The sequence below is a fragment of the Deltaproteobacteria bacterium genome, from assembly GCA_019308925.1.
In the GTDB taxonomy this organism is placed as follows: domain Bacteria; phylum Desulfobacterota; class B13-G15; order B13-G15; family RBG-16-54-18; genus JAFDHG01.
On the sequence record JAFDHG010000046.1, the window covers coordinates 1 to 24,239 of the forward strand.

Here is a 24,239-nt window from a genome sequence, read left to right on the forward strand (position 1 = left end):
TTCCCCCTGGGGGATGTTCTTAGATCGGGCGAGACACCTCCTCTTGCCTGTCCTGGTCTCCGCTTTCGGGGGTTTGGCAGGGCTTTCCAGGTATATGCGCTCCTCCATGTTGGAGGTGATCCATCAGGACTACATCACCACGGCCAGGGCCAAAGGTCTTTCAGAGGGGAAGGTGATCTACAAACACGCCTTGCGAAACGCCCTCCTGCCCTTTATCACCCTTTTGGGTCTATCCGTGCCTGGCCTCATCGGGGGGAGCGTCATCTTTGAGACCATCTTCTCCATCCCCGGGATGGGGCAACTTTTTTTCTATAGTGTGATGGCCAGGGACTACCCGGTGATCATGGGTATATTGGTGATTGGGGCGATCCTTACCTTACTGGGCAATTTGTTGGCGGACCTGGCCTATGCCCTGGCCGATCCGAGGATAAGGGTGGGGGGATGAAAGGGAGATCTTTAAGGGGGCTTTTTTGGTTCAAATTTTCCCGCAACCGTCTTGCTGTAGGGGGGGCGATAGTGGTCTTCTCGCTCTTTTTCACCTCTTTGCTCGCCCCCTTGATCTGCTCCTATAATCCCTCTTTTATCGACGTCGAACATGTCCTCAGTCCTCCCAGCAGGGAACACCCCCTAGGCACCGATCAGTTGGGCAGGGATGTATTGAGCCGTATCATCTGGGGGGGTAGGATTTCCCTCTTGGTCGGCTTTGTGGCGGTGGGCATCGCCACCCTCATCGGGGTGATACTAGGGGCCGTGGCCGGTTATTACGGGAGGTTAGTAGACAGCATCATTATGAGGTTTGTGGACATCATGCTCTGTTTCCCCACCTTCTTCCTCATCTTGGCGGTCATCGCCCTTTTGGAGCCCAGCATCTGGAACATCATGGTTGTCATCGGCCTCACCAGCTGGATGGGAGTCTCCAGGCTGGTGCGGGCGGAGGTCCTTTCCCTTAAGAAGCGTGAGTTTGTCTTGGCCGCCAAGGCCCAGGGGGCGGGTGATATGAGGACCATCTTCCGCCATATCCTCCCCAACGCCATGGCCCCGGTCTTTGTATCGGCCATCTTGGGGATCGGGGGAGCCATCTTGACGGAGTCGGCCCTCAGTTTTTTGGGGATCGGGGTACAACCTCCGACCCCCAGTTGGGGGAATATTCTCACCGCTGGAAAGGACAACATAGAGATCGCCTACTGGCTATCTTTATATCCTGGATTGGCCATCCTGCTGACCGTGCTCGGATATAACCTCTTGGGGGAGGGACTGAGGGACGCCTTGGATCCCAAGATCGAGCCCTAAACCCTCTTGAGGAAACGGGCGAAGTAGTCGAGCCCGGACCAGATGGTCAGGACGAGGGCGAGCCAGAGCAGCAGCGTTCCGAGCCAATGGACGTCAAGGGAGAAATAGGGATAGTGGAGGATAAGGAGATTGGTGGCAGAAAGTTGTGAGAGATTTTTCATCTTGCCGAGGCGACTGGCTGAGATGATCACCCCTTCTGCCCCGGCCACCCCTCTGAGGGTGGTCACCGCCATCTCCCTGCCGATGATCACAGCTACTATCCAAGCGCACACTCTCTCCAATGAGATCAGCATAATGAGGGCAGTGCAGACCAGGAGCTTGTCGGCCAGGGGGTCGAGGAGCTTGCCCAGATTGGTCACTGTGTTCCTCCTGCGGGCCATGTACCCGTCCAACCCATCACTGATTGCGGCCAACAGAAAGATGAGGGCAGCGGTAAAACTCGCCCCCTTCCCGGGGAAGAGGAGGAAGAGGACGACAAGGGGTATGGCCCCTATGCGGAAGAGGGTAAGTGTATTGGACAAATTCCAGAAGCCTCCCTTTTTGGCCTTCATCTTACAGGATTGCCTTTTGTCGAATTGTTTTTATATTCGCTGTAATAACTTAAGACCTCAGCTATATAGTTTTTCGTCTCTCTATAGTTGGGGACCCCCCTGAATTGAGCGACGACGGTCTCTCCAGCGTTATAGGCGGCCAAGGAAAGCTTCAGGTCCTGATCAAAGCGCTTCAATAGGTATTGCAGGTGTCTGACCCCCCCCTCGATGTTCTCCCTGGGGTCGAAGGGGTTTAGGACGTTGAGCTTCTTGGAGGTCTTGGGCATGAGTTGCATAAGGCCCTCTGCCCCCTTTGTTGAGATAGCATAGGCGTCAAAACCAGACTCGGCCCTGATGATCGCCTTTACCAGGGCGTAATCGACCCCATACCTTCGGGAGGATTCCTCGATAAGGCGATTATATCTGTTGGAATCGGACTTATATCTTCTCAGTGTCTTTGCGTGATTGCTGGAGCGTTCTCGCAAAAAGACGCGGTAACGATGATGGGTTGGTACATTGGTGAAGTGCATTATACCTTCCTGGTCGATGTAGAGGAAGATATCGGCCAAAGCAGGGGAGTTCACCATTGTTAAGACAAAAATATACCCTATAATGGCAATAAAGCGCAACCCTTTACTCCTAATGCCACTGATTATACTCAAACTGTTACATTCTTCTTTTTACAACTTGATAAGGTGCGAAGTCAAGGGGAAAGCCCTTATAGGACTTTCCCAACAATTTAAATGGCCACAGGAAAATTTAATGCAAAAAGTTTACCAAAAATTGACCCTCACCCCCCCAAAAAAGGAGGATATCGCTTTTCCATTTCAAAATCATCTATCTTGCTGTTATTAAAGAATATTTCTAATATTAAGGATGATTTTTGGGGAAAGTTCTTAAAGCCCTTACCCCTTGACGGGGTGACAGAGTAGGTTTATGATAGGGTCAATTTTTGTCCTGGGAGCGGTCGGATGGGGAGTTCGAAGGTGCAAAAGACCTATGAGGAGATAAACGAGCGCATACGCAAAGGGGAGGCCGTGGTGGTGACGGCCGAGGAGGTCATCGGGATCGTGGAGGAGAAGGGAGTGGAGGAGGCGGCCAGGGGAGTGGATGTGGTGACCACTGGGACCTTTGCCCCCATGTGTTCCTCGGGAGCCTTTTTAAACTTCGGCCATACCTCCCCCAAGATAAAGGCTCACAGGGTTTGGTTGAACAACGTCCCCGCCTATGCTGGAGTGGCAGCCGTGGACATCTATATTGGGGCCACAGAACTTGCAGAAGATGATCCTTTCAATAAAGTCTACCCGGGGGGTTTTGATTATGGGGGGGGGCATGTCATCCATGACCTAGTGGCAGGTAAAGAGGTAGAACTGGTGGCGGAGGGATACGGGACCCATTGTTACCCCAACAGACGGGTGGAGATGAGGGTCACCCTGGATGACCTTGTGGACGCCTTTCTCTTTAATCCCCGCAACGCCTCTCAGAACTACAATTGTGCCATAAACCTCTCCGACAAGGTAATCTATACCTACATGGGGACCCTTAAACCCCAAGGGGGGAACATCAATTACTGCAGCGCTGGGCAGTTGAGCCCCCTCCTCAATGACCCCTATTACAAGACTATCGGGATAGGGACCAAGATATTTTTAGGGGGAGGGGAGGGGTTTGTGGTCTGGTCGGGGACCCAGCACAACCCCCATGTCCCCAGAGGGACTAGCGGGGTGGTAAGAGGCCCGGCGGGGACCATAGCGGTGGTGGGGGATTTAAAGGGGATGAAGCCTGAGTGGCTGAAGGGGGGGAGTATCCAAGGGTATGGTGCTACCTTGATCGTGGGGATTGGTATCCCCATCCCCATCCTCGATGAGGAGATGCTTCGCTTTACCGCTGTCAAGGATGAGGAGATCTACACGCAGATCGTTGATTATGGGGACGATTACCCCCAGGGTGTCAACAAGAGTTATGGGGAGGTGAATTATAAGGAGCTCAAGAGTGGGCAGGTGATCTTTAATGGAAAGGAAGTGCCCACTGTCCCTTTATCCAGTTATCTCAAGGCCAGGGAGATTGCCGCTATCCTCAAGGGCTGGATTCAGGAGGAGTGGTTTACCTTGGGGGTGCCCCAAAAGACCCTGCCGGTCTAACGTCAAAACTCAGCGGCGGGGATGAGCGCCAACGGAATCCCCAGCCGTGTGCAGCGCCTTGTTGGGTGCAAATAAAATGACTATCTTATCGTCAGTAATGCATCTTGCACTTTGTGAGGGAGCTGGACAAGGATGAAGTAGGAATCGGGATAAAAGCGCAAACATCTTTTCTGTTTGTTTTTGTATCATGATCTTAGTTCAGACAAAATTAAGGCTATTCCCCGCAAGCAGGGCCGATTTTATTTGTTGTGGGTAAACCGTTTCTTGCCCTTTCACCAAAAAGATCTGCAATTGGCCAGTGATAAAGTTATCAGGGATTTCCTGAAAATCGTGGAAAAGGAAGGACATCTGCGAGGAGGTTTTTTTCGGACAAAAATTAAGGGTACAAGGAAAAACCCCCTTGTACCCTCAGATCAACTACCTAACGTCTGGAAGCAAAACCCTGTGATGAGCCTTACAGGTTGATATTGGAGTACTTTCTCCAGGGCCTGGCTACCTGCTTGTTCTCCAAGAGCTCGAGGGCGTGACAGACGTATTTTCTCGTGTCATGGGGCATGATTACATCGTCCACATACCCCCGTTCTGCAGGCTGATAGGGATGCTCGTACTTAGTCCGATACTCATCGATCCGTTGCTTTGCGGTCTCTTTCGGATTCTCAGACTGTTTAATTTCCTTGGCGAAGATAACGCTCGCCGCGGTCTCAGCCCCCACAATGTTGATCTTGGCTGTTGGCCAGGCGTAGCAGAGATCAGCCCCTATGCTCTTGTCGAGCATGGCATAGTGGGCACCTGCATAAGACTTTCCTATGATCACGGAGATCGTGGGTACGGTGGCGTCCGCCCAAGCAAAGAGGGTCTTTGCCCCGTGGCGCAAGATCCCTTTCCACTCATGCGGAGAGCCGATCCAGAAGGCCGGACAGTCCACGAAGGTCACAAGCGGTATATTGAAGAGGTCGCAGAAACGGACGAACCTCGCCAGCTTGTCAGAGGCGTCGCAGTCCAATCCTCCCATCAGTACCGTGGGCTGATTCGCCACTATCCCGGCTACCCTGCCGTTGAACCTTGCGAATCCAACAATGAGATTGCGAGCGAAATATTTGTGTATCTCGAAGAAGCTGCCCTTATCCACGACCATGTCGATGAGTGGATACATACTATAGGGGACTCGAAGAGCTGTATCGGGAAGGAATTCATCGAGTTCAGGGATCTCTCTGTTCGGGTCGTCATTGGTCTCAATTGTCGGCGGCTTTTCCCTGTTATTAGAGGGCAGGTACGAGAGAAGTTTCCGGGCCAGCTCTATACACTCCTTGTCATCTTCCCCGACGACATGGGTGCAACCTGATTTCACCGCGTGGGACTGCCAGCCTGCTAGATCATCCAGGCTAATCGTTTCACCTGTCACGGTCTTGACAAAGGCAGGTCCCGCGATCCCCATAAAGCCGGTCTTTTTGCTCTGAATGAGGAAGTCGTTCATGACGGGGTGGTAGGCCTGACCGCCGAGGCAGGGACCGAGGAGCAGGGCTATCTGGGGCACAATCCCCGAGGCAAGGATCTGGGCGCGGAAGGTCCACCCGTAGGCCTCCAGGGTATCCAGTCCCTCCTGGAGACGTGCACCGCCGGAGTCATTGATCCCGACAAAGGGCCATCCCTTCTCCTTGGCGAAATCGCAGGCCCACACGAACTTCTTTCCATGATACTCGCCAAAGGTACCGGCCATGGCTGTGAAATCCTCAGAGACAACCACGATATTCCTGCCATCTATCTTTCCACATCCGGCAACGACACCTTCAGCGGGTATGATTTTATCAGCCATGCCAAACGCGTATTGCCTATGCCTCATGAAGGTACCGACTTCAACAAAGGTCCCAGGATCAAGGAGCATGTCGATCCTTTCTCGCGCATTGGTCTGTCCCTTTTCTTTGCGCTTCGCGAGGGCCTTTTCACCACCCATGTCCAGGACAAATTTCCGTCGCTTCATATAATCATCATATGTACCATCAAACTTTCCCATTCCAGACCTCCTTTCTTATATGTTCTAAAGTGAGTATGTTCAAAATATCACAAATTCAATTTATCTGAAGACTTCATTCTTGTCAACCCAAAAGAGGCCTTTTGCCTGGAAAATCCCTCCAGAGCCTTTTCAAAGAGGGCTTGACAAGGGAGGGAAAATATCTTAATTTGAAGCCTCTTTGTGGGGGGAGGTACTTTCCTATTTTATTTCTTTAGGTAATGAGGTCAAGTTTCTTTGAAATTAAATTCAAAGGAGGGAGGAGTTATGGCTGCTAGGCTCATAAAGGGGACAGAGGTAGCTAAGGAGATCCGAGAGGAACTCAAAAAAGAGGTAGGGGAACTTAAGGAAAAACACGGTATAGAGCCGGGGTTGATCACCATCTTGGTTGGGGAGGATCCAGCCTCGATAAGTTATGTAACAGCTAAGCAGCGGACATCCAAAGAGTTGGGGTTTTACTCCATCCAGGATACTCAACCGGCTGATATCTCCGAAGAGGCCCTTCTTGCCCTTATCGATAAGTACAACAAAGACCCCAAGGTTCATGGCATTCTGGTCCAGTTACCCCTGCCCAAGCATATCGACGAGACAAAGGTCCTCTATGCCATCGATCCAAAAAAGGATGTGGATGGCTTTCACCCCGTTAATGTGGGGAAGCTCTTGATCGGAGAACCCGATTTTCTCCCCTGCACACCCCATGGGATCTGGCAACTGCTGATCCGCTCCGGGGCACAAATCGAGGGATCAGAGGTAGTAGTGGTGGGGCGTAGCAACATAGTCGGCAAGCCCATCGCAGCCATCCTCATGCAGAAGATGCCCAACGCCAATGCCACCGTAACGGTTTGTCACACCCGTACCAAGGATATGGCCTTTCATACCAGGAGGGCGGATATCCTCATCGTGGCAGCAGGTCGTCCTAAGGCGATAACGGCGGATATGGTAAAAGAGGGGGTGGTGGTGATCGATGTGGGGGTGAACCGCATCGGCAAGACCCCTGAGGGGAAGGCGAAATTAGCAGGGGATGTCGACTTTGAGGAGGTGAAGGAGAAGGCTAGCGCCATCACACCCGTACCTGGTGGGGTAGGCCCCATGACCATCACCATGCTGATGCTCAATACAGTGAAGGCGGCCAAGCTTGCAGCGGGTCTTGTGTGATGATTTTTGTCAGTGCCATATTAGATCTTTTTTCTTGGCAGACTTGGGGGGCAAGGGCGCATGCTGGATGAAGAGGGTGAGGTCTTTAAGGAGGTTTTTTCCTATTTCCCTGCAAGACGTAGATATCTAATCCGTCTTCTACAAACAGTTCAACAAAAACTGGGTTATCTCTCAGAGGATGCAATGAAAGAGGTGGCCCTTCACCTAGGGATCTCCGAGGCGGAGACCTTTGGGGTGGCCACCTTTTATAATCAATTTCGTTTTGTCCCTCTTGGAAAGCATCACATCGTTGTATGTATGGGGACTGCATGCCATACCATGGGCGGACAGCTGGTCTTGGATGGGTTTGAGAGGGAACTGGATGTGAAGGTTGGGGGAATAACCCCTGACCACGAATACTCTTTGGAGAGGGTAGGTTGCATCGGCTGCTGCACCAAGGCCCCTGTGGTGCTGATAAACAACATCATCCACCCCAAAATGACCCCTTATAAGGTAGCAGAGGTCTTCGCAGGATTGAGGGACAAAGGCTCTAAAAGCTCGGAGGAACATCAAGAGTGACGAATGATTGGGAGGAGATCTACCAAAGGGCCAAGGAGAAGTGGGAGGCCTTGGAGGCATCTCCTATTCATATCCGCATAGGGACGCCCACATGCGGAAGGGCTGCAGGTGCCTTGGATACCCTTAAGGAGTTTCGCGAAAAGTTGGAAAAGGAGGGCATCCAGGGCCAGATAACTGAGGTGGGTTGTATGGGGTTGTGTTTCGCGGAACCATTGGTTATCATCAGCAAGCCCGAGATAGGGCTTCCCCCTATATGCTATCGAAATGTGACCTATCAGGAGGTCAAACGCCTGGTCGATGGGTTTATCCTGGGGGACGACCCGTGTCTGGAGCTCGCATTGGGGACCTTGGACCTTACTGAAGATGCTGCCCCTTACATACCTGAGATGCTCAGGTTTGAGATAGAGGAGAGGCTGGTCCTGAGGAATTGTGGCTACATAGACCCACAGGATATAGATCACTATATTGCTCGTGGTGGTTATCTTTCGCTGCGGAAGGCCCTAGGCATGTCGCCGGAGCAGATCATAGATGAGGTGAGCAAGGCCGGCCTCCGGGGAAGGGGAGGGGCAGGGTTTCCAACAGGCCGTAAATGGGACCTCTGCCGGAGTACGAAAAATGAAATGAAGTACATAATCTGCAACGCAGATGAAGGTGATCCTGGGGCCTTCATGGACAGGGTGGTCTTGGAAAGTGACCCCCATTCAATGATCGAAGGGATGATCATCGCCGCTTATGCCGTCGGTGCCTATGAAGGTTTCATATATACGCGGATGGAATATCCGCTTGTCCTGGATCGTCTAGAGCAGGCGTTGATGCAGGCAAGGGAGTATGGCCTTCTGGGCGAGGACATCTTTGGCTCTGGGTTTTCCTTTGACATCGAGACTGTAGCGGGCGCGGGGGCGTTTGTGTGTGGTGAGGAGACTGCAATGATCGCCTCCATCGAAGGGCGAAGGGGGATGCCCAGGCCCCGTCCCCCCTACCCTGCTGAGTATGGCCTGAATGGGGAACCGACGGTGGTGGACAACGTGAAGACGTTGGCGCTCGTAGCCAGGATAATGGGAACGGGGGCTAAGGGGTTCCGCTCCATCGGGACTCCCTCAAGTCCTGGCACGGCTGTCTTTGCCTTGGCAGGTAGGATAGAGCAGATAGGACTTGTTGAGGTCCCGATGGGTACCACCCTCAGGCAGGTCATCTTCGATGTGGGCGGAGGGGTCCCGGAAGGCAGGGAGTTAAAGGCGATTCAGATAGGGGGTCCTGCAGGTGGTTGCGTGGGCAAGGAGGCCCTAGATCTTCCTGTGGACTTCGACTCCTTCAAGGCGGCAGGGGCGATCATGGGTTCGGGGGGGATGATCGTCTTGGATGAGAACAACTGCATGGTAGAGACGGCCCGCTTTTTCCTTGATTTCTTGGCGCGCGAGGAGTGTGGGAAGTGCATAATGGGCCGTTTGGGGATAAAGCAACTCTCCCTTATCCTTGAGGAGATAGTCCGGGGAAACGGAAGGGAGGAGGACCTGAATCTCTTGGAGGAGATCTCAAAGGACCTTGCCGAAGGGGCCCTTTGCAATCTCGGCAGGACTGCCCCTAACCCTATACTCACCACCCTTCGCTACTTTCGGGATGAGTACGAGGCCCATATAAAAGAGAAGAGGTGCCCAGCCTTGGTCTGCAAGGACCTTATAGCCTATTACATCCTACCTGAAAGGTGCGAGAGAGGCTGTGAGCATTGTGTCCTCACCTGTCCCACGGAGGCGATTGTGAGCGATGAGAAGACAAGGACTAAGAGGATCCAGCAGGATAAATGCGTTAAGTGTGGTACCTGCCTAGAGATATGCCCTCCTGAGTATAATGCAGTCATAAAGGTCTCCCCCCCGGACAGGATAAAGGAGTTGGAGGCAAAGATAGGTGGCTGAGGAATATGTGGATTTCTCCATAGATGGAAAGAAAGTGAAGGCGAAGAAGGGGGAGAAAATCCTTTGGGCCGCCCTCGATGCAGGTATAGAGATCCCTCACCTCTGTGCGATAAGAGAGGCCGAAAACGCCTGGGGCGCATGCAGGCTTTGTTTCGTAGAGATAGAGGGAAGGGGGGTGGTGACCTCCTGTACTGAGCCTGTTGGGGAGGGGATGATGGTTCATACCGATACGGAAAGGGTGCAGAGGTTGAGGAAGAGGGCGATGGAACTGATCCTCGCTGATCACCCCATGGAGTGCAAGACCTGTCCCAAGAGGGGAGATTGTGAGCTCCTCAAATGGATGAAGTTTCTGAAGGTAAAGGTCCCCAAGAATCTGCGCCCCTTCCCTAAAGAGAGGCTTGAGCCTGATGAGAGCCATCCGCTCTTCGTCCTCGACCCCAATAAGTGTATCCTTTGCGGCAAATGCATCTGGGTATGCAAGGAGAAGATAAGGGCCGACGTACTCGATTTCGCCTATCGGGGGTACAACATGAGGATCAGCACCTTTTTGGGGAAGCCGATAGCCCAGAGCCCCTGCATAGGTTGTGGGGAGTGCGTGAAGGTATGTCCAGTAGGGGCATTGTATTTTAAAGACAAAGAGGAGATAAAAGAGGTATAATGATTCATCGTCTCGGTGTGGGATTGTCTCCCTTTTTCAAAAAGTTTAAGGGGAAAGGATGCCAGAGGGGTTCTATTTTATAGCCACAGGGGTCGGGAGCCTCCCCCATCAGGATCCAAGAGATGCCTGTGAGGTCGTTCTCTCTTATATGCCTGAGGCCCCTCATTGGCCTCAGCTACCCCAGTTAGATCCTCAGGAAGGGATGATCAATCAATTCCTCGATGGTATACCGGGGTTGGTGGAGGAAGAGGGTAAGGTGTTTTTACGCAGTCCTTTTGAACCCCTTGAGGAATGGGATGAGTTTTTCTCCTGTTACGAGGAGGGTGATCTCGATTATTTTGCCATAAAGCCGGAAAGGGCACAGGGCCTTTACAGATTCTTGGAGCTGGTGAAGGGATGTGATGCCCCCTTTGTAAAAGGTCAGGTCACGGGTCCTGTCACCTTGGGGCTTTCCCTCAAAGACGAACAGGGGAGGTTGTCTCTTTTCGACGAGGGCCTTCGAGATATGATTGTAAAGGTGGTATCCATGAAGGCCAGGTGGCAGGAACGGGTTTTCAAGGAAGTGTTGCCGAAGGCCAAGAGCATCATCTTCTTTGATGAACCGACCCTTAGTGCCTATGGGAGTCCTTATATGAATCTTTATAAAGAGATGGTGGTAGATACCCTTAGGGAGGCGATCAGGGGACTCCAAGGATATAAAGGGGTCCATATCTGTGGCAATACTGATTGGCCCATGATTATGGAGGTGGGATTGGACATCATTGACTTTGATGCCTATAATCACCTCTCAAGCTTTATCTTATATGCGGAGGAGGTGAAGGCATTTTTCGAAAGAGGAGGTGCAGTAGGTTGGGGGATCATCCCCACAGAGGCAGAGGCCCTCAAAAGGGCTGTGACTGAGGAATTGTTCAAGAGGTTGGAAGAGGGGATTGTTTGCCTCAAGGAGCGAGGCATAGATGAGGACATGCTCTACAGGGGTTCTCTGATCACCCCCAGTTGTGGCACAGGCTTGCTGAACAGGACTGAGGCGCAAAAGGTCTATGAGGGGACGAGGCAGATCAGTGCCCTTTTTAGGGAGAGGATTACAAGATAGCAGAGAGGTCAAAAAATGCTTGACTTTCTGCCGGGGGATGTATTATTCACGGAAATACGGACAAAATGGGAGGTAATAATCCAATGATTCTAATAGGGGAGAGCATTCATGTTATCGCAAGGGATGTAAATGAAGCAGTGAAAGAGAGGAATCCAAAGGTGATCCAAGACTTGGCTGTAGCTCAGGCCGAGGCTGGAGCCGACTACATAGATTTAAACGTCGGGCCAGCGAGGAAGGACCCTGAAGAGATGATGCAATGGATAGTGAATGCGGTTCAGGAGGCTGTGGATCTTCCCCTCTCTATAGATACTATGAACCCTGTGGCCATGGAGGCCGGTTTGAAGGTATGCAAGAAGAGGCCCCTTTTAAATTCAGCTTCGAACAAGACCGAGAGCAAACAGCAGATGCTTCCTCTTGCCAAGAAATACGATTGTGACGTCGTCATATCGGTTATAGCCGACTATGGAATGCCTCCTGATGTTGATGAGCGGGTCTCGAGCATCCTTGAGGTGGTGGAACATGCCAATGGTCTTGGTATACCCAATGAAAGCATATGGGTTGATCCCATTATTCTACCGATCAGCACGGCTGGCGAGGGACAGCGCCATGCAGCGGCAAATCTGGAGTTTATAAAAATACTTCCTGACCTCCTGCCCGGCGTGAAGTCAACAGTGGGGCTTTCAAATGTCTCCAATGGGGTCCCAAAGGAGCTTCGGCCTATACTCAACCAGACGTTTGCAGTCATGCTCCAGAGAAACGGACTCTACTCTGCCATTGCAGATGTCCTTGAAAAAGCATTTGTTCGCTTGGTAAGGGGTGAGATGCCCGAGATCAGCGATCTGATCCATAAGGTCATGGACGGCGAGGAGGTAGAGCTTTCCTCCCTTTCCAAGGAGGAGAAGGATTATGTGAAGACAGCAGAGGTTATGATCGGGAAGACCCTTTATTCTGACGCCTGGCTCGAGAGCTAAATCTTAATAAAAGGAGGGTGGATGATGGAGTATAGAGCACCAATTGATTCTTACCCTGGTGTGGCAAGGGAGGTAACGATAGGCAAAGGGGAGAAGGCCCTAAGGCTCGGGGGGGAAAACATCCTACCGCTTCATTCTTTTGATGAAGGTTCTTATCCCAACCCCCCTAAATTTGCTCTAGAGCTATGGGATATGGAGCCGGAGGACTGGCCTGAGTGGGGAGTTGAGCCCTTCAAGGATGTTGTCTCAGATCCTATTGCTTGGGCGAAGAAATGTGAGGCCTATGGGGCAGATGCGGTCTGCCTCAGGCTTGTGAGCACCGACCCGTCGGTGAAGGATAGCCCCCCAGAGCAGGCAGCCGAGATAACAAAAAGGGTGGCGGAGGCGATAAATTGCCCACTTGTCATCTACGGCTCAGCAGATGCCGACAAAGATGCCTTGGTCCTTCCCAAGGTGGCCGAGGCCTGTAGCGGGATAAACCTCCTTTTGGGTCCAGTTTTAAAGGAGAACTATGAAGTAGTCGCCAAGGTGGCCCTGGATCATGGCCACACATTGATCGCCCAGACCCCAGTTGATATCAACCTCCTAAAGGAACTCAACGTAAGGCTCAGTAAATTCTGCCCCTTGGATAGGATCGTGATAGATCCCTTATCTTCGGCCCTTGGATATGGGTTTGAGTACACCTTCAGCTTGATGGAGCGGGTGAAGCAGGCCGGGGTGATCTTTAAGGATGATATGACCCAGATGCCGATAATAGCCAACCTGGGGACAGAATCCTGGAAGACAAGAGAGGCAAAGGAGACCAAGGAGCAGGCCCTGATTTGGGAAGGGGTAACGGCCCTTTCCTTTCTTATGGCTGGGGCGAATATCCTAGTTCTGAGGCATCCCGATACCTTGAACTTAATAAAAGAAATCACTGGAGGTAATGGAAAATGAGTGAAAAAAAGGAAATGAAGGAACTGGTGAAGGAGTTGACTAAGACACAGGAGGAGATAAGGGAACTTATTAAGGCGGAGATCGAATGGGAGCCGGTGGGCCCCACGCCTATGCCCGGGATAACTGATCTCAGAAGTTGGGATATGAGGCTGCTTAAGACCTACAAGCCCTGGTACGCCCCCTTTTGCGATCTATGCTGTCTATGTACTTACGGCAAGTGTGACCTCACCCAGGACAGAAGGGGGGCATGCGGTATAGACATAGCCACTCAACAGGCGAGGATAGTCCTATTGGCGTGTCTTATGGGGTGCTCGGCCCATGCTGCCCATGCAGGCCACATCCTTGAATACCTGATAGACAGGCATGGGCCGGACAAAAAGATAGATATGGGCACCTTTATCGAAGTTGAGGCCCCGAATATCAGGACAGTCACAGGACTCAAACCGGAGACCTTGGCTGATCTCAAACATGCTATAGAGTATGTCTATAAGGAGATTGCCCATCTGCTCGATTCGACCCACATGGGGCAGGAAGGAAGCGCGCTGGACTATGAATCGAAGGCACTCCATGCCAGTATGCTCGACCATGTAGGGATGGAGGTGGCTGATATCGCCCAGATCGTAGGGTTCAACTTCCCGACCTCGGTCGCCGATACACCTCTGGTGGAGATGGGTTGGGGCTCGATAGATAAGTCCAAGCCTGTCATCTTGGTAGTAGGCCATAATCCTGCTACCTCAACTGTGGTTGTAGATTATCTTCGGGAAAACAACCTCGAAGATAAGGTCGAGGTCTGCGGGATATGCTGTACTGCCATTGAGACGACCAGATACTCTGATAAGGCGAAGGTCATCGGTCCCCTTTCCAGGCAACTCTTCTTCGTAAGGACGGGTATCGCCGACGTGATCATGACCGATGAGCAGTGCATCAACACCAACATGCCTGAGGAGGCCTCAAATGTTGGGTCGGCCCTCATCGCCACCCTCGATAAGGTGATGTATGGGCTTGAGGATGCCTCGGAGATGGACACGGACGAGATAATTAAGAGGATGACGGAGAAAAAAGAGCATTTTGCCATCTTGGAGCCTGCCAAGGCGGCTGAAGTTGCGGCAAAGGTAGCGATGAAACTTGCCCCTCAAAGGAAGAAGGAATTGTTGAGCGAGGAGGAGGCCAAAAAACTCGCTGAGAAATGTACCGATTGTGGGATGTGTGAGAGGGTATGTCCCAATCTATTTTCCATAGGAGATGGGATAACTGAGATGGCAAAAGGCAACTTTGAACTTATGAAGGGACTCTTTAACCTCTGCATCGGCTGTGGGAAGTGTGAGCATGAATGCCCTCAGGGGGTGCCTATATTCCGATTGATGCAGGCGGCGGCGAGCTGGGAGACTTGGAAGGTGAGGGCCGGACGGGGCGCTGTGATGGATACGGAGATCAGAAAGGTAGGTGCCCCCATAACCTTGGGGACGATCCCTGGTATTATCGCCCTTGTGGGTTGTTCCAACTACCCAGACATAGAGGATGTGGCCGAGATGGTGGACGAATTTGCCAGAAGGAAGTATATCGTGGTGCTCACCGGATGTGCAGCCATGGTCGCCGGAATGACAAAGGACAAGGACGGCAGGACCGTATATGAAAAATATCCTCCGGATTTTGATGCTGGAGGGGTGGTGAACATCGGGTCCTGTGTCTCCAACGCCCACATCTCTGGGGCGGCCATAAAGATAGCCAATATATTCGCCAGCCTACCCCTCAGGGCAAACTACGAGGTAATTGCCGATTACGTGCTCAACCGGGTGGGTGCCTGTGGGGTGGCATGGGGCGCGATGAGCCAAAAGGCCGCCTCTATCGGCACAGGGTTCAACAGGTTGGGTGTCCCTGTGGTCCTAGGCCCCCATTCATCCAAATATAGAAGGCTCTATCTCTCTAGAAAAGAGGAGGATGATTGGACGGTGATGGACGCCAGGAAAAGGGAGCTGGTGGATACGGGAGAGCCCTCCCCTGAGCATATTGCATACGTCGCCGAGACAAAGGAGAAGGCCATGATAATGATCCCCAAACTCTGTATAAGGAAGAACGACACCCCGCAAGGCAGGGGGATCAAGCTCAACCATTACATCTCCCTCTACAAGAAGTATACGGGTGGTGGTCTACCTGAAGACCTTCATCTCTATATCCGAAGGGCTGCAGACATCCCCCTTGTATATAGAAAAGAGGTGATGCCCTATTTAGAGAAGATCGGGTGGAAACCGAAGGAGCCCGTGGGCCTGCCCACATTCATTGGGACCTATCCGTCGAAGGTTCCCATCGATTCAGTCATACATTAAGGAGGTGAAAAGATGGCTACAGTACCATATCATCGGGTAAATGTCCTGACAGGGATAAAGGGTGCTGCAATCCTGGAGAAACCTGAGCAATTTACCAAGATTATTTCAAAGGCGGAGAGGCCCTTACTTGTACTCGGACCCAGACTTTTGGAATGGTCCCTTGATGGCAGATCCGTCTTGGAACATGCCTTGGATATAGCCAAGACCGCCAACATCCCGATCTGCGCTACGGCGCATCTGAAGGGGAAGCTGACAGAGCTGGAGGTTACCCCGGATAGCGTCTACGATGCGGTGGAGATAGTAAATGTCCTTAGAGATCCCGACTGGAAGGGTGTCAAGGGAGAAGGGAATCACGATCTGGTGATCTTCTTTGGCATAAGGAGCGATTTACAAAACCAGTGTCTCTCTGTGCTCAAGCACTTTGCCTATAAGCATCTAAAGACGATGACCTTGGATAAGTATTACTTCCCCAACGCAGACTTTTCCCTTACCAACGTGACAAAGGACAAAAGTTGGAAGGCATTTTTGGAGGGTCTAAAGAGCAGCTTGCAAACAAAGGCATAGATTACGGATAGAATCTTAGCTAAGGAGGTATTAAGATGGATTGGCATTCAGATATTGGCCCCCAATATGAGGGAGAGGTAGTGAGGAAGGAGGAGCTGTGGATTGAGTTTGGCGGTCCAAAGGTCGAGAGCAAGTTTGAACATGTGAGGCTAAGGGACCCCAACGAGATCGAAAATGAAAAGGTAGAGCTCATCGGCCCTGATCTTGGTGAGTTGGGGGAGGAGGGCAGCTACCCTATAGGGATCATGATTGATGTGGCAGGGGCAGAACTGGAAGAGGATGCCATGGGTGTCCTTGAGCGAAGGATCCATATGTTCACCAACTTTATTGAGTGTTGGTATCACATGAACCAGAGGGATGCTGTATGGATAAGGTTGAATAAGGTATGTGCCGAGAAGGGTTGGAATACACTGAAGGAGTTCGGAGAGATTCTGATATTCCTCTACACCTCAGAGCTGCCGATTATCGAAAAGATCCAGGCCACCATCATCACGGATCCAGATGAGATAGAAAAGGCCTTTCCTGAGGTCAAGGCGAGGTGGGAGGCGAGGGATGAGAGGGCGAGACAATTGAACGATGAGGATGTGGATACCTTTTATGGCTGTGTCCTCTGCCAGAGCTTTGCCCCCACCCATGTCTCTGTAATCAGCCCAAACAGGATCGCCAATTGTGGGGCGATAAACTGGTTCGACGGTAGGGCGGCTGCCAAGATAGACCCGGAGGGACCGATATTCGCCATCCCCAAGGGAGAGCTTGTAGACGAGATAAGGGGCGAGTACACTGGGGTCAATGAGACAGTGAAACAGAGATCCCTTGGTGGGGTCGAGCGAGTCTACCTCTACAGTGCCTTTGAGCATCCCCACACATCTTGTGGCTGTTTCGAAGCAATAGTGTACTACATCCCTGAGGTGGACGCCTTCGGGATAGTCCATAGGGACTATAAGGGAGAGACCGTGATCGGTGAGACCTTTTCCCATATGGCTGGTGAGACCTCAGGGGGAAGGCAGGTAGAGGGGAGGCTTGGCACAGGTCTGGAGCAGATAAGGTCCCCCAAGTTTATCCAGAAGGATGGGGGGCTTCACAGGGTGGTCTGGATGGCGAAGGAGATCAAGGAGAGATACAGGGAGGTGTTCGAAGCCAAAGGGCTCTACGACAAGATAGCCACCGAGGAAGACGTCAAGGACACCGACGAGCTTTTGAGTTGGTTGGATGAGCATCAACACCCCTGGCTTTTGGGGGAGGTTGAGCTCCCTGAGTAGAAATAACCTAAAGGGAGGGATATGAAATGCCACTATCCGGGACACAGATCGCCAAGTTGTTGCCCAACAGGAAACCTTGCCGCGAGTGCGGGTTCCCTACCTGTTTTGCCTTTGCCATGAAGCTTGCCTCTGGGGGGACTACCCTTGACAAATGTCCTTACCTTAGCCCGGAGGCAAAGGTCCAGCTTGAGGAGGCCCTGGCGCCCTTGATGAAGCTGGTCACCGTAGGTTCGGGCGAGACCAAGTTGGAGATAGGGGATGAAGAGATTATCTATCGGCATGAGAAGACTTACAGACACCCTACTGGGGTCGCCATTTTGATCTCAGATACAGAAGAGGAGGCAACAGTTGAGGAGAAGATCAAGAAGATAAAGGAGCTTCAGTTCACCTGGATAGGTCTAACCCTTAAGGCCGACCTATTGGCCCTGCAGTTTGAGTCCGGTGATCGCTCGAAGTTTTTGGCCTTGGTAAAAAAGGTCTCTGCTTCAACGGACCTGCCCTTGATGTTTATCTGTGAGGATACAGATACCCTCTTTGAGGCCTACGATATCTGTGTTGGTAGAAGGCCGCTGCTCTATCCCGTTACCAAAGAGAACATAGATGCAGTGATCCCCAAGATAAAGGAGAGGCCCACCCCTATAGGGATTCGTGCCGAAGGTGTGTCAGAACTCGTACCTCTGACCACCAGATTGAGGGAGGAGAAGCTTGACGAGGTTGTCTTAGATCCAGGTTCCAAAAACTTTTTTGATGCGATCAGGGATCAGACCTTGATGAGACGGGCGGCGATAAGGCAGGAGTTCAGACCCCTGGGATATCCAACGGTAGTCTTTCCCTTTCATTTTGCCAAAGGTGGGGTAAAGGAGGCGGTGGTTGCCTCTGCGTTCATTATCAAATTTGCAGGGATAGTCATCCTTTCAGATTTCGACCGCGATTCCCTGTTTCCTCTGCTAGTAGAGCGCCTCAACATCTATACTGACCCCAGGATCCCGATGGCGGTGGAGTCAAAGGCCTACGAAATCGGGACACCTGATGAGACCGCTCCTGTGTTGGTTACCAGTAACTGGGCCTTGACCTACTTTCTGGTCTCCACGCAGATAGCCAACAGTAAGGTCTCAGCATGGCTTGCCGTGACCGAATCAGAGGGACTCGGACCACTGACCGCTTGGGCAGCGGGGAAGTTTAATGGAGATATAATCGCTAAGGTCTTTAAACAGACCGAGATGGCGAATAAGGTGAAACATAGGAAGTTGGTCATTCCAGGGAAGTGTGCCCGGATTAAGGGAGAGACAGAGGAGGCACTGGGCTTTGAGTGGGATGCAATCGTTGGCCCACCAGAAGCAGCAGGGATACCTGCTTGGCTGCCAGGTTTTGCAAAACAGGTAAAAGAAGGGGCTGCCAAGGCCTAAAAGGAGGATAGATGCCCACCACTATAGCCATAGCCGGAAAGGGGGGGACGGGCAAGACGGCCATCTCTGCCCTGCTAATCAATTTTTTGGCAAAGCACAGCCCGCCCGTCCTGGGCGTTGACGGTGACCCAGCCACCAACCTGCACATAGCACTTGGTCTACCCTTGGACGACCAGACCAATACCATCGGGGGTATACGGGAGTATATGGAGCACAGGATATACCAGGATGGATTTGATCCGGGGATCCCCAAGCAGGAGTGGCTTGATGCAAAGATGAGGGAAGGCTTGGTGGAGGCCAAGGGGCTCGATCTGCTGGCCATGGGTAGATCTGAGGGGCCAGGGTGTTACTGCGCTGTGAACCACATGCTCCGCTCCACACTGAGCCGCCTCTCAAAGCCTTACAGATTTGTGGTAATTGATAATGAGGCCGGAATGGAGCACATCAGCCGTCAGACCACCACCGATGTGGATACGTTGCTCCTCATATCTAACCCTACGGTTCCCGGCGTCCTTGCGGCGGCAAGGACTCAGAAGCTAGTTCGTGAGCTCAGGAACAAGGTGAGGAGGATCTACCTTATCCTCAATCGAGTGACCGGGGAGCTTCCCCCAAATTTGAAGGACCTCATTAAAGAAGGGGGAATGGAGTTGACCGAGACCATACCTGAAGATCCTTATATGGAGGAGTTTGAGGCAGAGGGTAGGCCAATAATAGAGCTTCCTGAGGATTCACCCCTCCGGAGGGGGGCGTTGGAGATACTGACCAAGCTTCGTTTTGTTTCAGAGCGTATTGCAGCCTGACGAAATTTGCTCAACTAAGTTGGTCATCCTTGAAAAGATAAAGGTGGCTGTTGATTATGCGAAGTGTCATCCCGAGAGCTGCGATAAGGGGATATGTCTAGCTGTATTGGAGTGTCCGAGGAAGCTCTTCAAACAAGAGGAACCCTTTGATCTTCCGTTTGTAATTTCTGGCTTCTGCGAGGATTGCGGTAGGTGTATAGAGGTCTGCCCTCGCCAGGCTGTTTATAAACTTGAATATTGAAAACCAATTCATCACTTATCTGTTGTGACAAAATTAACAAGGAGGTTGAGAATGTCCGTAGTTACGGAAATACCGGCGGTATGGATTCAAGGGGGGACCTGCAGCGGTTGTTCTGTATCGGTGTTAAATACAGTAGCCCCTTCGATAAAGAACGTCCTTATTGATGACGTTGTGCCTGGGAAACACATAAAGAACGTCCTTATTGATGACGTTGTGCCTGGGAAACACATCAATTTGAGGTTTCAGGCGACCATTATGGCTGGTGCAGGGGATCCAGTTATAAAATTTTGGAAGATGTAGGGAAGCAGAAGGAAGGCGAATTTGTCTTAATCGTAGAGGTGGCGGTCCCGACCGCTGACGGATGCGTATTTTGTTGCGTGGGGGAAAGGGGGGAAGAGCCCATCCCCTTCCGCCAGTGGGTGGAAGACCTTGGCAGAAAGGCCTTGGCTGTGATCGCCCTTGGGACCTGGGTGCCATTCGGCGGGATATCAGGCGCAAGACCTAACCCCTCAGGGGTGAAGCCGGTAATGGACATCTACAAGTGGGTTGCTGACCCAATATAATTACACAATTACTTCATAAACCAAAATTCTAATTTTTTTACAAATCTTAGGTGAAAGGAAAAAAGAAATGATAATCTCAGAACAGAAGCCTTTTAAAGAAATTCTCGGATATCTGGAAGATGAGGAGAAGGTTTTCATTGTTGGATGTGGGGATTGTGCCACAGTCTGTCAAACTGGTGGAGAGGAACAGGTAAAAGAGATGAAAGCGAAGTTAGAGGGTGTGGGTAAGATCGTTACTGGCTGGATAGTCTTAAACCCAGCTTGCCATATACTGGAGGTTAAACGGGGCTTTCGCGAGAAGAAAGAGGAAGTAAGCTCTGCAAATTCCTTGCTTGTAATGGCGTGTGGTAATGGTGTACAAGCGGTAGTGGAGGCCAGTGGCAAGGTTGCGCATCCAGCCTTAAACACCTTATTTTTAGGCTCTATCCAGAGGTTTGGTCAATATTTGGAGAGGTGTTCTTTATGTGGAGAATGCATCTTGGAAAAAACAGGCGGAATTTGCCCCCTAACTCGCTGTGCAAAGGGGCTACTCAACGGACCCTGTGGCGGCGCAAAAGATGGTAAGTGCGAGGTAGATCCTGAAAAGGACTGCGCCTGGGAGCTTATATTTAAGCGACTGAATGAACTCGGGAAAATAGAAAGACTCAAAGAGTTCCAACCACCTAAGGCTTACTCCAGGAGCCGGAGATGGAGGGTGATTCTTGAGCGGAAAGCCGGTGTGACAAGCTGAGGTCAAGAGATAGGAGGAGACAGAGAAGACGATTAGTCTGAAGTATAATCAGGTAAATCTATTAACATAAAAAAGGAGGGATTAGATATGGACCTTAAAGAAAAATTTTTGGAGACCTACAGAAATATAGAGAAGGACCCTGAGTCTGGAGAGAGGCATTTTAACGTACCGGTTGAGTATGACGGAGACATGCGCTTCAAGATGACCATGGATGTCTCTAAGCATGTGGTCTTTACGGATTCACCAGCGGGCCTTGGAGGTACCGACAAAGCTGCTTCACCGTTGTTCCTCACTCTGGGGGCGATTGGTGCGTGCATCGGTACGGTTATAATGTTTTGGTCTAGGATTCTGGACATTAAGATAGACAATGTTAAAATCTTCTCACGAGGGCATATCAACCTTGCTGGTTTTCTTGGTCTTCATGAAGGCAAATACAAGCCAGGCTTTGATCAGCTCGAGCCAGTGGTTGAGATTACATCTGACGAAGAGCAGGCCAAGATTGATCAATTGATGGAGAAGGTAAACAGTCATTGCCCCATCTTTTTCAACCTCAGGAACGAAAGCCCAATTGAGTGGAAAATCAGAACAAAGAAATCCAAATAGACGGATTTAGGAGCTAAAACTTTTGAAAGAACTTCATTTCTTAGGGGGTTAATTAAAAAGTACATAGGGTATGAAAAATTAGTTTTAGCTACCCAATAAGGGCGCATTATGATTCTTATAAACAAAAAGGAGCGAAAAGGAGGGAGAAGATGAAATTTCCTGAGGAACTAAAATACATTGAGACGCATCAATGGATAAAACCAGAAGGAACGGTTGGCACAGTTGGCATCACCGATTATGCCCAGGACCAGCTTGGTGAAGTAGTATTGGTGGAACTCCCAAAGGTTGGCAATTCCGTAAAGAAGGGAGAAGTCTTTGGAACTATTGAATCCGTGAAGGCAGTATCCGACCTCTATAGCCCGGTCAATGGCGAGGTAAAGGAGGTAAACGAAGAGCTGTATGATGAGCCAAAGCTGGTAAACGATGACCCGTATGGAAAGGGCTGGATGCTGAAGGTTGAGATGGCCGATCTAGATCAGCTCGATGACCTCTTGTCTGCCAGTGATTACCAGGCTACACTAAAGAAAGAGTAAAGATTGAAGAGGGGCTGGCGATTCATAGACACAGGGGTCAATAATGCCTTCCTGAATATGGCAATCGATGAGGCCATCCTAGATGCTCACATTCAGGGAGGAGTTCTGCCAACCATGAGGGTTTACCAGTGGAATCCGCCAGCCCTCTCTCTTGGATATAATCAGGCCATTGAGTATGATGTGGATTTAGCTAAGTGTCAGGAATCGGGTGTGGATATTGTGAGGAGGATCACAGGAGGACGGGCTGTTCTCCACGCTCAGGAACTGACCTACAGCATTGTGATTTCAATCAATGACGGCTTCCCAAAATCTATTGCGGGCAGTTATCGGCTGTTGAGTCGGGGCTTAATAGAATGCTGTAGGATTCTGGGTCTTGATGTGGAATTGAAGCCAGGAGCGAGAAATATTAGATCAGCGGCCTGCTTTTCCATTTCAACTTTAGCAGACCTTACATATCAAGGAAGAAAACTTGCCGGGTCTGCCCAGGCGAGAAGAAGGAATGCCTTGCTCCAGCATGGCTCCCTTCCAATAAATTCGCATTCTGATCTTCTCTTTTCTCTGCTGAGGTTTACTTCAGAGGGTTCTCGTCATAAGGCCCTTTCGGTTTTCAACAAGAAGATGGTTGCTTTGGGTGAGGTTGTTGGCAAGAATATTGACTTGCAGGAGCTGAAAGAGGCTCTATGGAAGGGTTTTGCCCAGGCGCTGGGTATAAGGTTTTATGAAGGCAGTTTGACTGAAGAAGAGATCCACCACAGCCAAGAATTGGCAGTGACAAAGTATAGGACCTATGAGTGGAATCACAGAAGGTAGCAGCAGTCCAAAGGCAATGTCTATACTTTCTAAACCTCGTTGGTTGGTGAAAAAAATACCTACAGGCAGGCGTATATTTGAGGTTCAAGAGCTCCTCTCAGATCTGGGATTGAATACAGTCTGCCATTTTGCCAAGTGCCCCAATATAGGGGAATGTTTCTCAAAAGGCACAGCCACATTTTTGATCATGGGCAATATCTGCACGAGAAACTGCAGGTTCTGCGCCATCCCACATGGAGTTCCAGAACCCCTGGCTGACGACGAGCCAGCTAGAGTTGCTGAGGCCGCCAGGAGGCTCCGATTGAAGCATGTTGTTGTAACATCGGTTACCAGGGATGATCTTTCCGATGGAGGAGCTCGGCATTTTGCAAGGACTATTGAAGAACTTCGGAAAATAAGCCAGAATGTTGTAGTCGAGGTCCTCACCCCAGACTTCAAGGGTTCAAGTGAGAGTATAAAGGCTGTTGTAGAGGCCGGACCAGACATCTTCAATCATAACCTGGAGACCATCCCAAGGCTTTATCCAAAGGTCAGACCCGGGGCTTTCTACAAAATTTCGCTGGAGCTATTGAGAAGGGTTAAGGTCTTTGATGGGGGCATCTATACTAAGTCGGGTCTGATGGTGGGGTTGGGCGAAACCATGGAGGAGGTTTTAAACGTCATGCTCGATTTGCACGGTGTCGGGTGTGATATTTTGACCATAGGGCAGTACCTACAGCCATCAAAAGATCACCTCGAGGTAAAGGAGTACGTTCACCCGAAGATATTTGAAGAATATAAGCATAAGGGTGAGGAGATGGGGTTTAGTTTTGTTGCATCTTCCCCCTATGTCCGCAGCTCCTACAATGCCTCCAAGTTCTCGGAAAAATTCATCACGTCGTGATTAATCTTAGCGAGGAGGGCAAAAATAATGGCTCTAAAAGAAGCATTAGATAAGGGAAAATTTGTTGTTACAACAGAAGTCGGCCCCTTAAAAGGGACAGATACAACAGAGATCTTGGAGGTAGCCGAGATCCTCAATGGAAAGGTTGACGGTGTAAATGTAACCGATCAGCAAAGTGCCGTGATGAGGCTTGGTTCACTGGCAACCTGCGCTCTGCTTGTAAAAAAAGGTTTGGATCCCATTTTTCAGATGACCTGCCGCGATAGGAACAGGATC

Annotated in this window: 27 protein-coding genes; 24 read left to right on the forward strand and 3 right to left on the reverse strand. The window is 50.9% G+C overall.

Features of this window, described 5'->3' with window-relative positions; genetic code table 11:
* Together JRI46_08515 and JRI46_08520 are read left to right on the forward strand one after the other, a co-directional pair.
* Window positions 1–445: ABC transporter permease (locus tag JRI46_08515; protein ID MBW2039622.1), on the forward strand; the 445-nt coding region annotated here is incomplete at its 5' end.
* Window positions 442–1,290 (forward strand): ABC transporter permease, encoded by an 849-nt coding sequence (locus JRI46_08520; protein ID MBW2039623.1) that lies wholly within the window; start codon window positions 442–444, stop codon window positions 1,288–1,290. The genes JRI46_08515 and JRI46_08520, both read left to right, overlap by 4 nt.
* Here JRI46_08520 and pgsA read toward each other — a convergent pair.
* Both pgsA and JRI46_08530 read right to left on the reverse strand, forming a co-directional pair.
* Window positions 1,287–1,841, reverse strand: coding sequence for a CDP-diacylglycerol--glycerol-3-phosphate 3-phosphatidyltransferase (gene pgsA, locus JRI46_08525; protein MBW2039624.1), 555 nt, complete (start codon window positions 1,839–1,841; stop codon window positions 1,287–1,289). The two genes, JRI46_08520 and pgsA, sit on opposite strands and share 4 nt — an antisense overlap.
* A complete protein-coding gene (locus tag JRI46_08530; protein MBW2039625.1) occupies window positions 1,838–2,407 on the reverse strand; it encodes a lytic transglycosylase domain-containing protein in 570 nt (189 codons plus the stop codon). Before JRI46_08530 ends, pgsA begins: the two co-directional genes overlap by 4 nt.
* Before the next feature lie 384 nt (window positions 2,408–2,791).
* On the opposite strand from JRI46_08530, the gene JRI46_08535 reads away from it, so the two are divergent.
* Window positions 2,792–3,958, forward strand: a complete 1,167-nt coding sequence (locus JRI46_08535; GenBank protein MBW2039626.1) for a homocysteine biosynthesis protein — start codon at window positions 2,792–2,794, stop codon at window positions 3,956–3,958.
* Window positions 3,959–4,412: 454 nt separating this feature from the next.
* On the opposite strand, the gene JRI46_08540 is transcribed toward JRI46_08535, so the two are convergent.
* Window positions 4,413–5,969 carry an acyl-CoA carboxylase subunit beta gene (locus tag JRI46_08540; GenBank protein MBW2039627.1) on the reverse strand — a complete coding sequence of 519 codons (1,557 nt, stop codon included), beginning with the start codon at window positions 5,967–5,969 and terminating at the stop codon, window positions 4,413–4,415.
* A 264-nt stretch (window positions 5,970–6,233) separates the two neighbouring features.
* Here JRI46_08540 and folD point away from each other — a divergent pair, with 264 nt between their 5' ends.
* The 21 genes from folD to JRI46_08645 form a co-directional block, all read left to right on the forward strand.
* Window positions 6,234–7,121: a bifunctional methylenetetrahydrofolate dehydrogenase/methenyltetrahydrofolate cyclohydrolase FolD gene (gene folD, locus JRI46_08545; GenBank protein ID MBW2039628.1), complete on the forward strand. Its 888-nt coding sequence runs from the start codon at window positions 6,234–6,236 to the stop codon at window positions 7,119–7,121.
* Between the two features lie 60 nt (window positions 7,122–7,181).
* Window positions 7,182–7,679 (forward strand): NADH-quinone oxidoreductase subunit NuoE, encoded by a 498-nt coding sequence (gene nuoE / locus JRI46_08550; GenBank protein ID MBW2039629.1) that lies wholly within the window; start codon window positions 7,182–7,184, stop codon window positions 7,677–7,679.
* Window positions 7,676–9,589 (forward strand): SLBB domain-containing protein, encoded by a 1,914-nt coding sequence (locus tag JRI46_08555; GenBank protein ID MBW2039630.1) that lies wholly within the window; start codon window positions 7,676–7,678, stop codon window positions 9,587–9,589. The genes nuoE and JRI46_08555 overlap by 4 nt, the downstream gene beginning before the upstream one ends.
* A 7-nt stretch (window positions 9,590–9,596) precedes the next feature.
* Entirely contained in the window at window positions 9,597–10,247 is a 651-nt protein-coding gene (locus JRI46_08560; GenBank protein ID MBW2039631.1) for a (2Fe-2S)-binding protein, read from the forward strand.
* Between the two features lie 58 nt (window positions 10,248–10,305).
* Window positions 10,306–11,340, forward strand: a complete 1,035-nt coding sequence (locus JRI46_08565; protein MBW2039632.1) for a methionine synthase — start codon at window positions 10,306–10,308, stop codon at window positions 11,338–11,340.
* A gap of 83 nt (window positions 11,341–11,423) precedes the next feature.
* The gene (locus JRI46_08570; GenBank protein ID MBW2039633.1) at window positions 11,424–12,311 is read left to right on the forward strand and encodes a dihydropteroate synthase; all 888 of its coding nucleotides are present in this window, start codon (window positions 11,424–11,426) and stop codon (window positions 12,309–12,311) included.
* A 21-nt stretch (window positions 12,312–12,332) separates the two neighbouring features.
* Window positions 12,333–13,247, forward strand: coding sequence for an acetyl-CoA decarbonylase/synthase complex subunit delta (locus tag JRI46_08575; GenBank protein MBW2039634.1), 915 nt, complete (start codon window positions 12,333–12,335; stop codon window positions 13,245–13,247).
* Window positions 13,244–15,571, forward strand: a complete 2,328-nt coding sequence (gene cdhA / locus JRI46_08580; protein MBW2039635.1) for a CO dehydrogenase/acetyl-CoA synthase complex subunit epsilon — start codon at window positions 13,244–13,246, stop codon at window positions 15,569–15,571. Before JRI46_08575 ends, cdhA begins: the two co-directional genes overlap by 4 nt.
* A 12-nt stretch (window positions 15,572–15,583) precedes the next feature.
* Entirely contained in the window at window positions 15,584–16,135 is a 552-nt protein-coding gene (gene cdhB, locus JRI46_08585; protein MBW2039636.1) for a CO dehydrogenase/acetyl-CoA synthase complex subunit epsilon, read from the forward strand.
* Window positions 16,136–16,170: 35 nt separating this feature from the next.
* Window positions 16,171–17,394, forward strand: coding sequence for a CO dehydrogenase/CO-methylating acetyl-CoA synthase complex subunit beta (gene cdhC, locus JRI46_08590; GenBank protein MBW2039637.1), 1,224 nt, complete (start codon window positions 16,171–16,173; stop codon window positions 17,392–17,394).
* A 26-nt stretch (window positions 17,395–17,420) separates the two neighbouring features.
* A complete protein-coding gene (locus JRI46_08595; protein ID MBW2039638.1) occupies window positions 17,421–18,800 on the forward strand; it encodes an acetyl-CoA decarbonylase/synthase complex subunit gamma in 1,380 nt (459 codons plus the stop codon).
* A gap of 11 nt (window positions 18,801–18,811) precedes the next feature.
* Entirely contained in the window at window positions 18,812–19,600 is a 789-nt protein-coding gene (locus JRI46_08600; GenBank protein ID MBW2039639.1) for an AAA family ATPase, read from the forward strand.
* 43 nt (window positions 19,601–19,643) lie between these two features.
* Complete coding sequence (locus tag JRI46_08605) at window positions 19,644–19,841, forward strand: 4Fe-4S binding protein (protein MBW2039640.1); 198 nt, start codon at window positions 19,644–19,646, stop codon at window positions 19,839–19,841.
* Between the two features lie 51 nt (window positions 19,842–19,892).
* On the forward strand, window positions 19,893–20,141 hold the full coding sequence (locus JRI46_08610) for a hypothetical protein (protein MBW2039641.1): 249 nt from the start codon (window positions 19,893–19,895) through the stop codon (window positions 20,139–20,141).
* Window positions 20,129–20,404 carry a hypothetical protein gene (locus JRI46_08615; GenBank protein ID MBW2039642.1) on the forward strand — a complete coding sequence of 92 codons (276 nt, stop codon included), beginning with the start codon at window positions 20,129–20,131 and terminating at the stop codon, window positions 20,402–20,404. Before JRI46_08610 ends, JRI46_08615 begins: the two co-directional genes overlap by 13 nt.
* A gap of 67 nt (window positions 20,405–20,471) precedes the next feature.
* Window positions 20,472–21,134, forward strand: a complete 663-nt coding sequence (locus tag JRI46_08620; protein MBW2039643.1) for a methylenetetrahydrofolate reductase C-terminal domain-containing protein — start codon at window positions 20,472–20,474, stop codon at window positions 21,132–21,134.
* An 87-nt stretch (window positions 21,135–21,221) separates the two neighbouring features.
* The gene (locus JRI46_08625) at window positions 21,222–21,737 is read left to right on the forward strand and encodes an OsmC family protein (protein ID MBW2039644.1); all 516 of its coding nucleotides are present in this window, start codon (window positions 21,222–21,224) and stop codon (window positions 21,735–21,737) included.
* Window positions 21,738–21,886: 149 nt separating this feature from the next.
* On the forward strand, window positions 21,887–22,270 hold the full coding sequence (gene gcvH / locus JRI46_08630) for a glycine cleavage system protein GcvH (GenBank protein ID MBW2039645.1): 384 nt from the start codon (window positions 21,887–21,889) through the stop codon (window positions 22,268–22,270).
* A gap of 3 nt (window positions 22,271–22,273) precedes the next feature.
* Window positions 22,274–23,080 (forward strand): lipoate--protein ligase family protein, encoded by an 807-nt coding sequence (locus JRI46_08635; GenBank protein MBW2039646.1) that lies wholly within the window; start codon window positions 22,274–22,276, stop codon window positions 23,078–23,080.
* Between the two features lie 16 nt (window positions 23,081–23,096).
* A complete protein-coding gene (gene lipA / locus JRI46_08640) occupies window positions 23,097–23,963 on the forward strand; it encodes a lipoyl synthase (GenBank protein MBW2039647.1) in 867 nt (288 codons plus the stop codon).
* A 27-nt stretch (window positions 23,964–23,990) separates the two neighbouring features.
* The coding region (locus JRI46_08645; GenBank protein ID MBW2039648.1) for a methylenetetrahydrofolate reductase at window positions 23,991–24,239 on the forward strand (249 nt) is incomplete at its 3' end.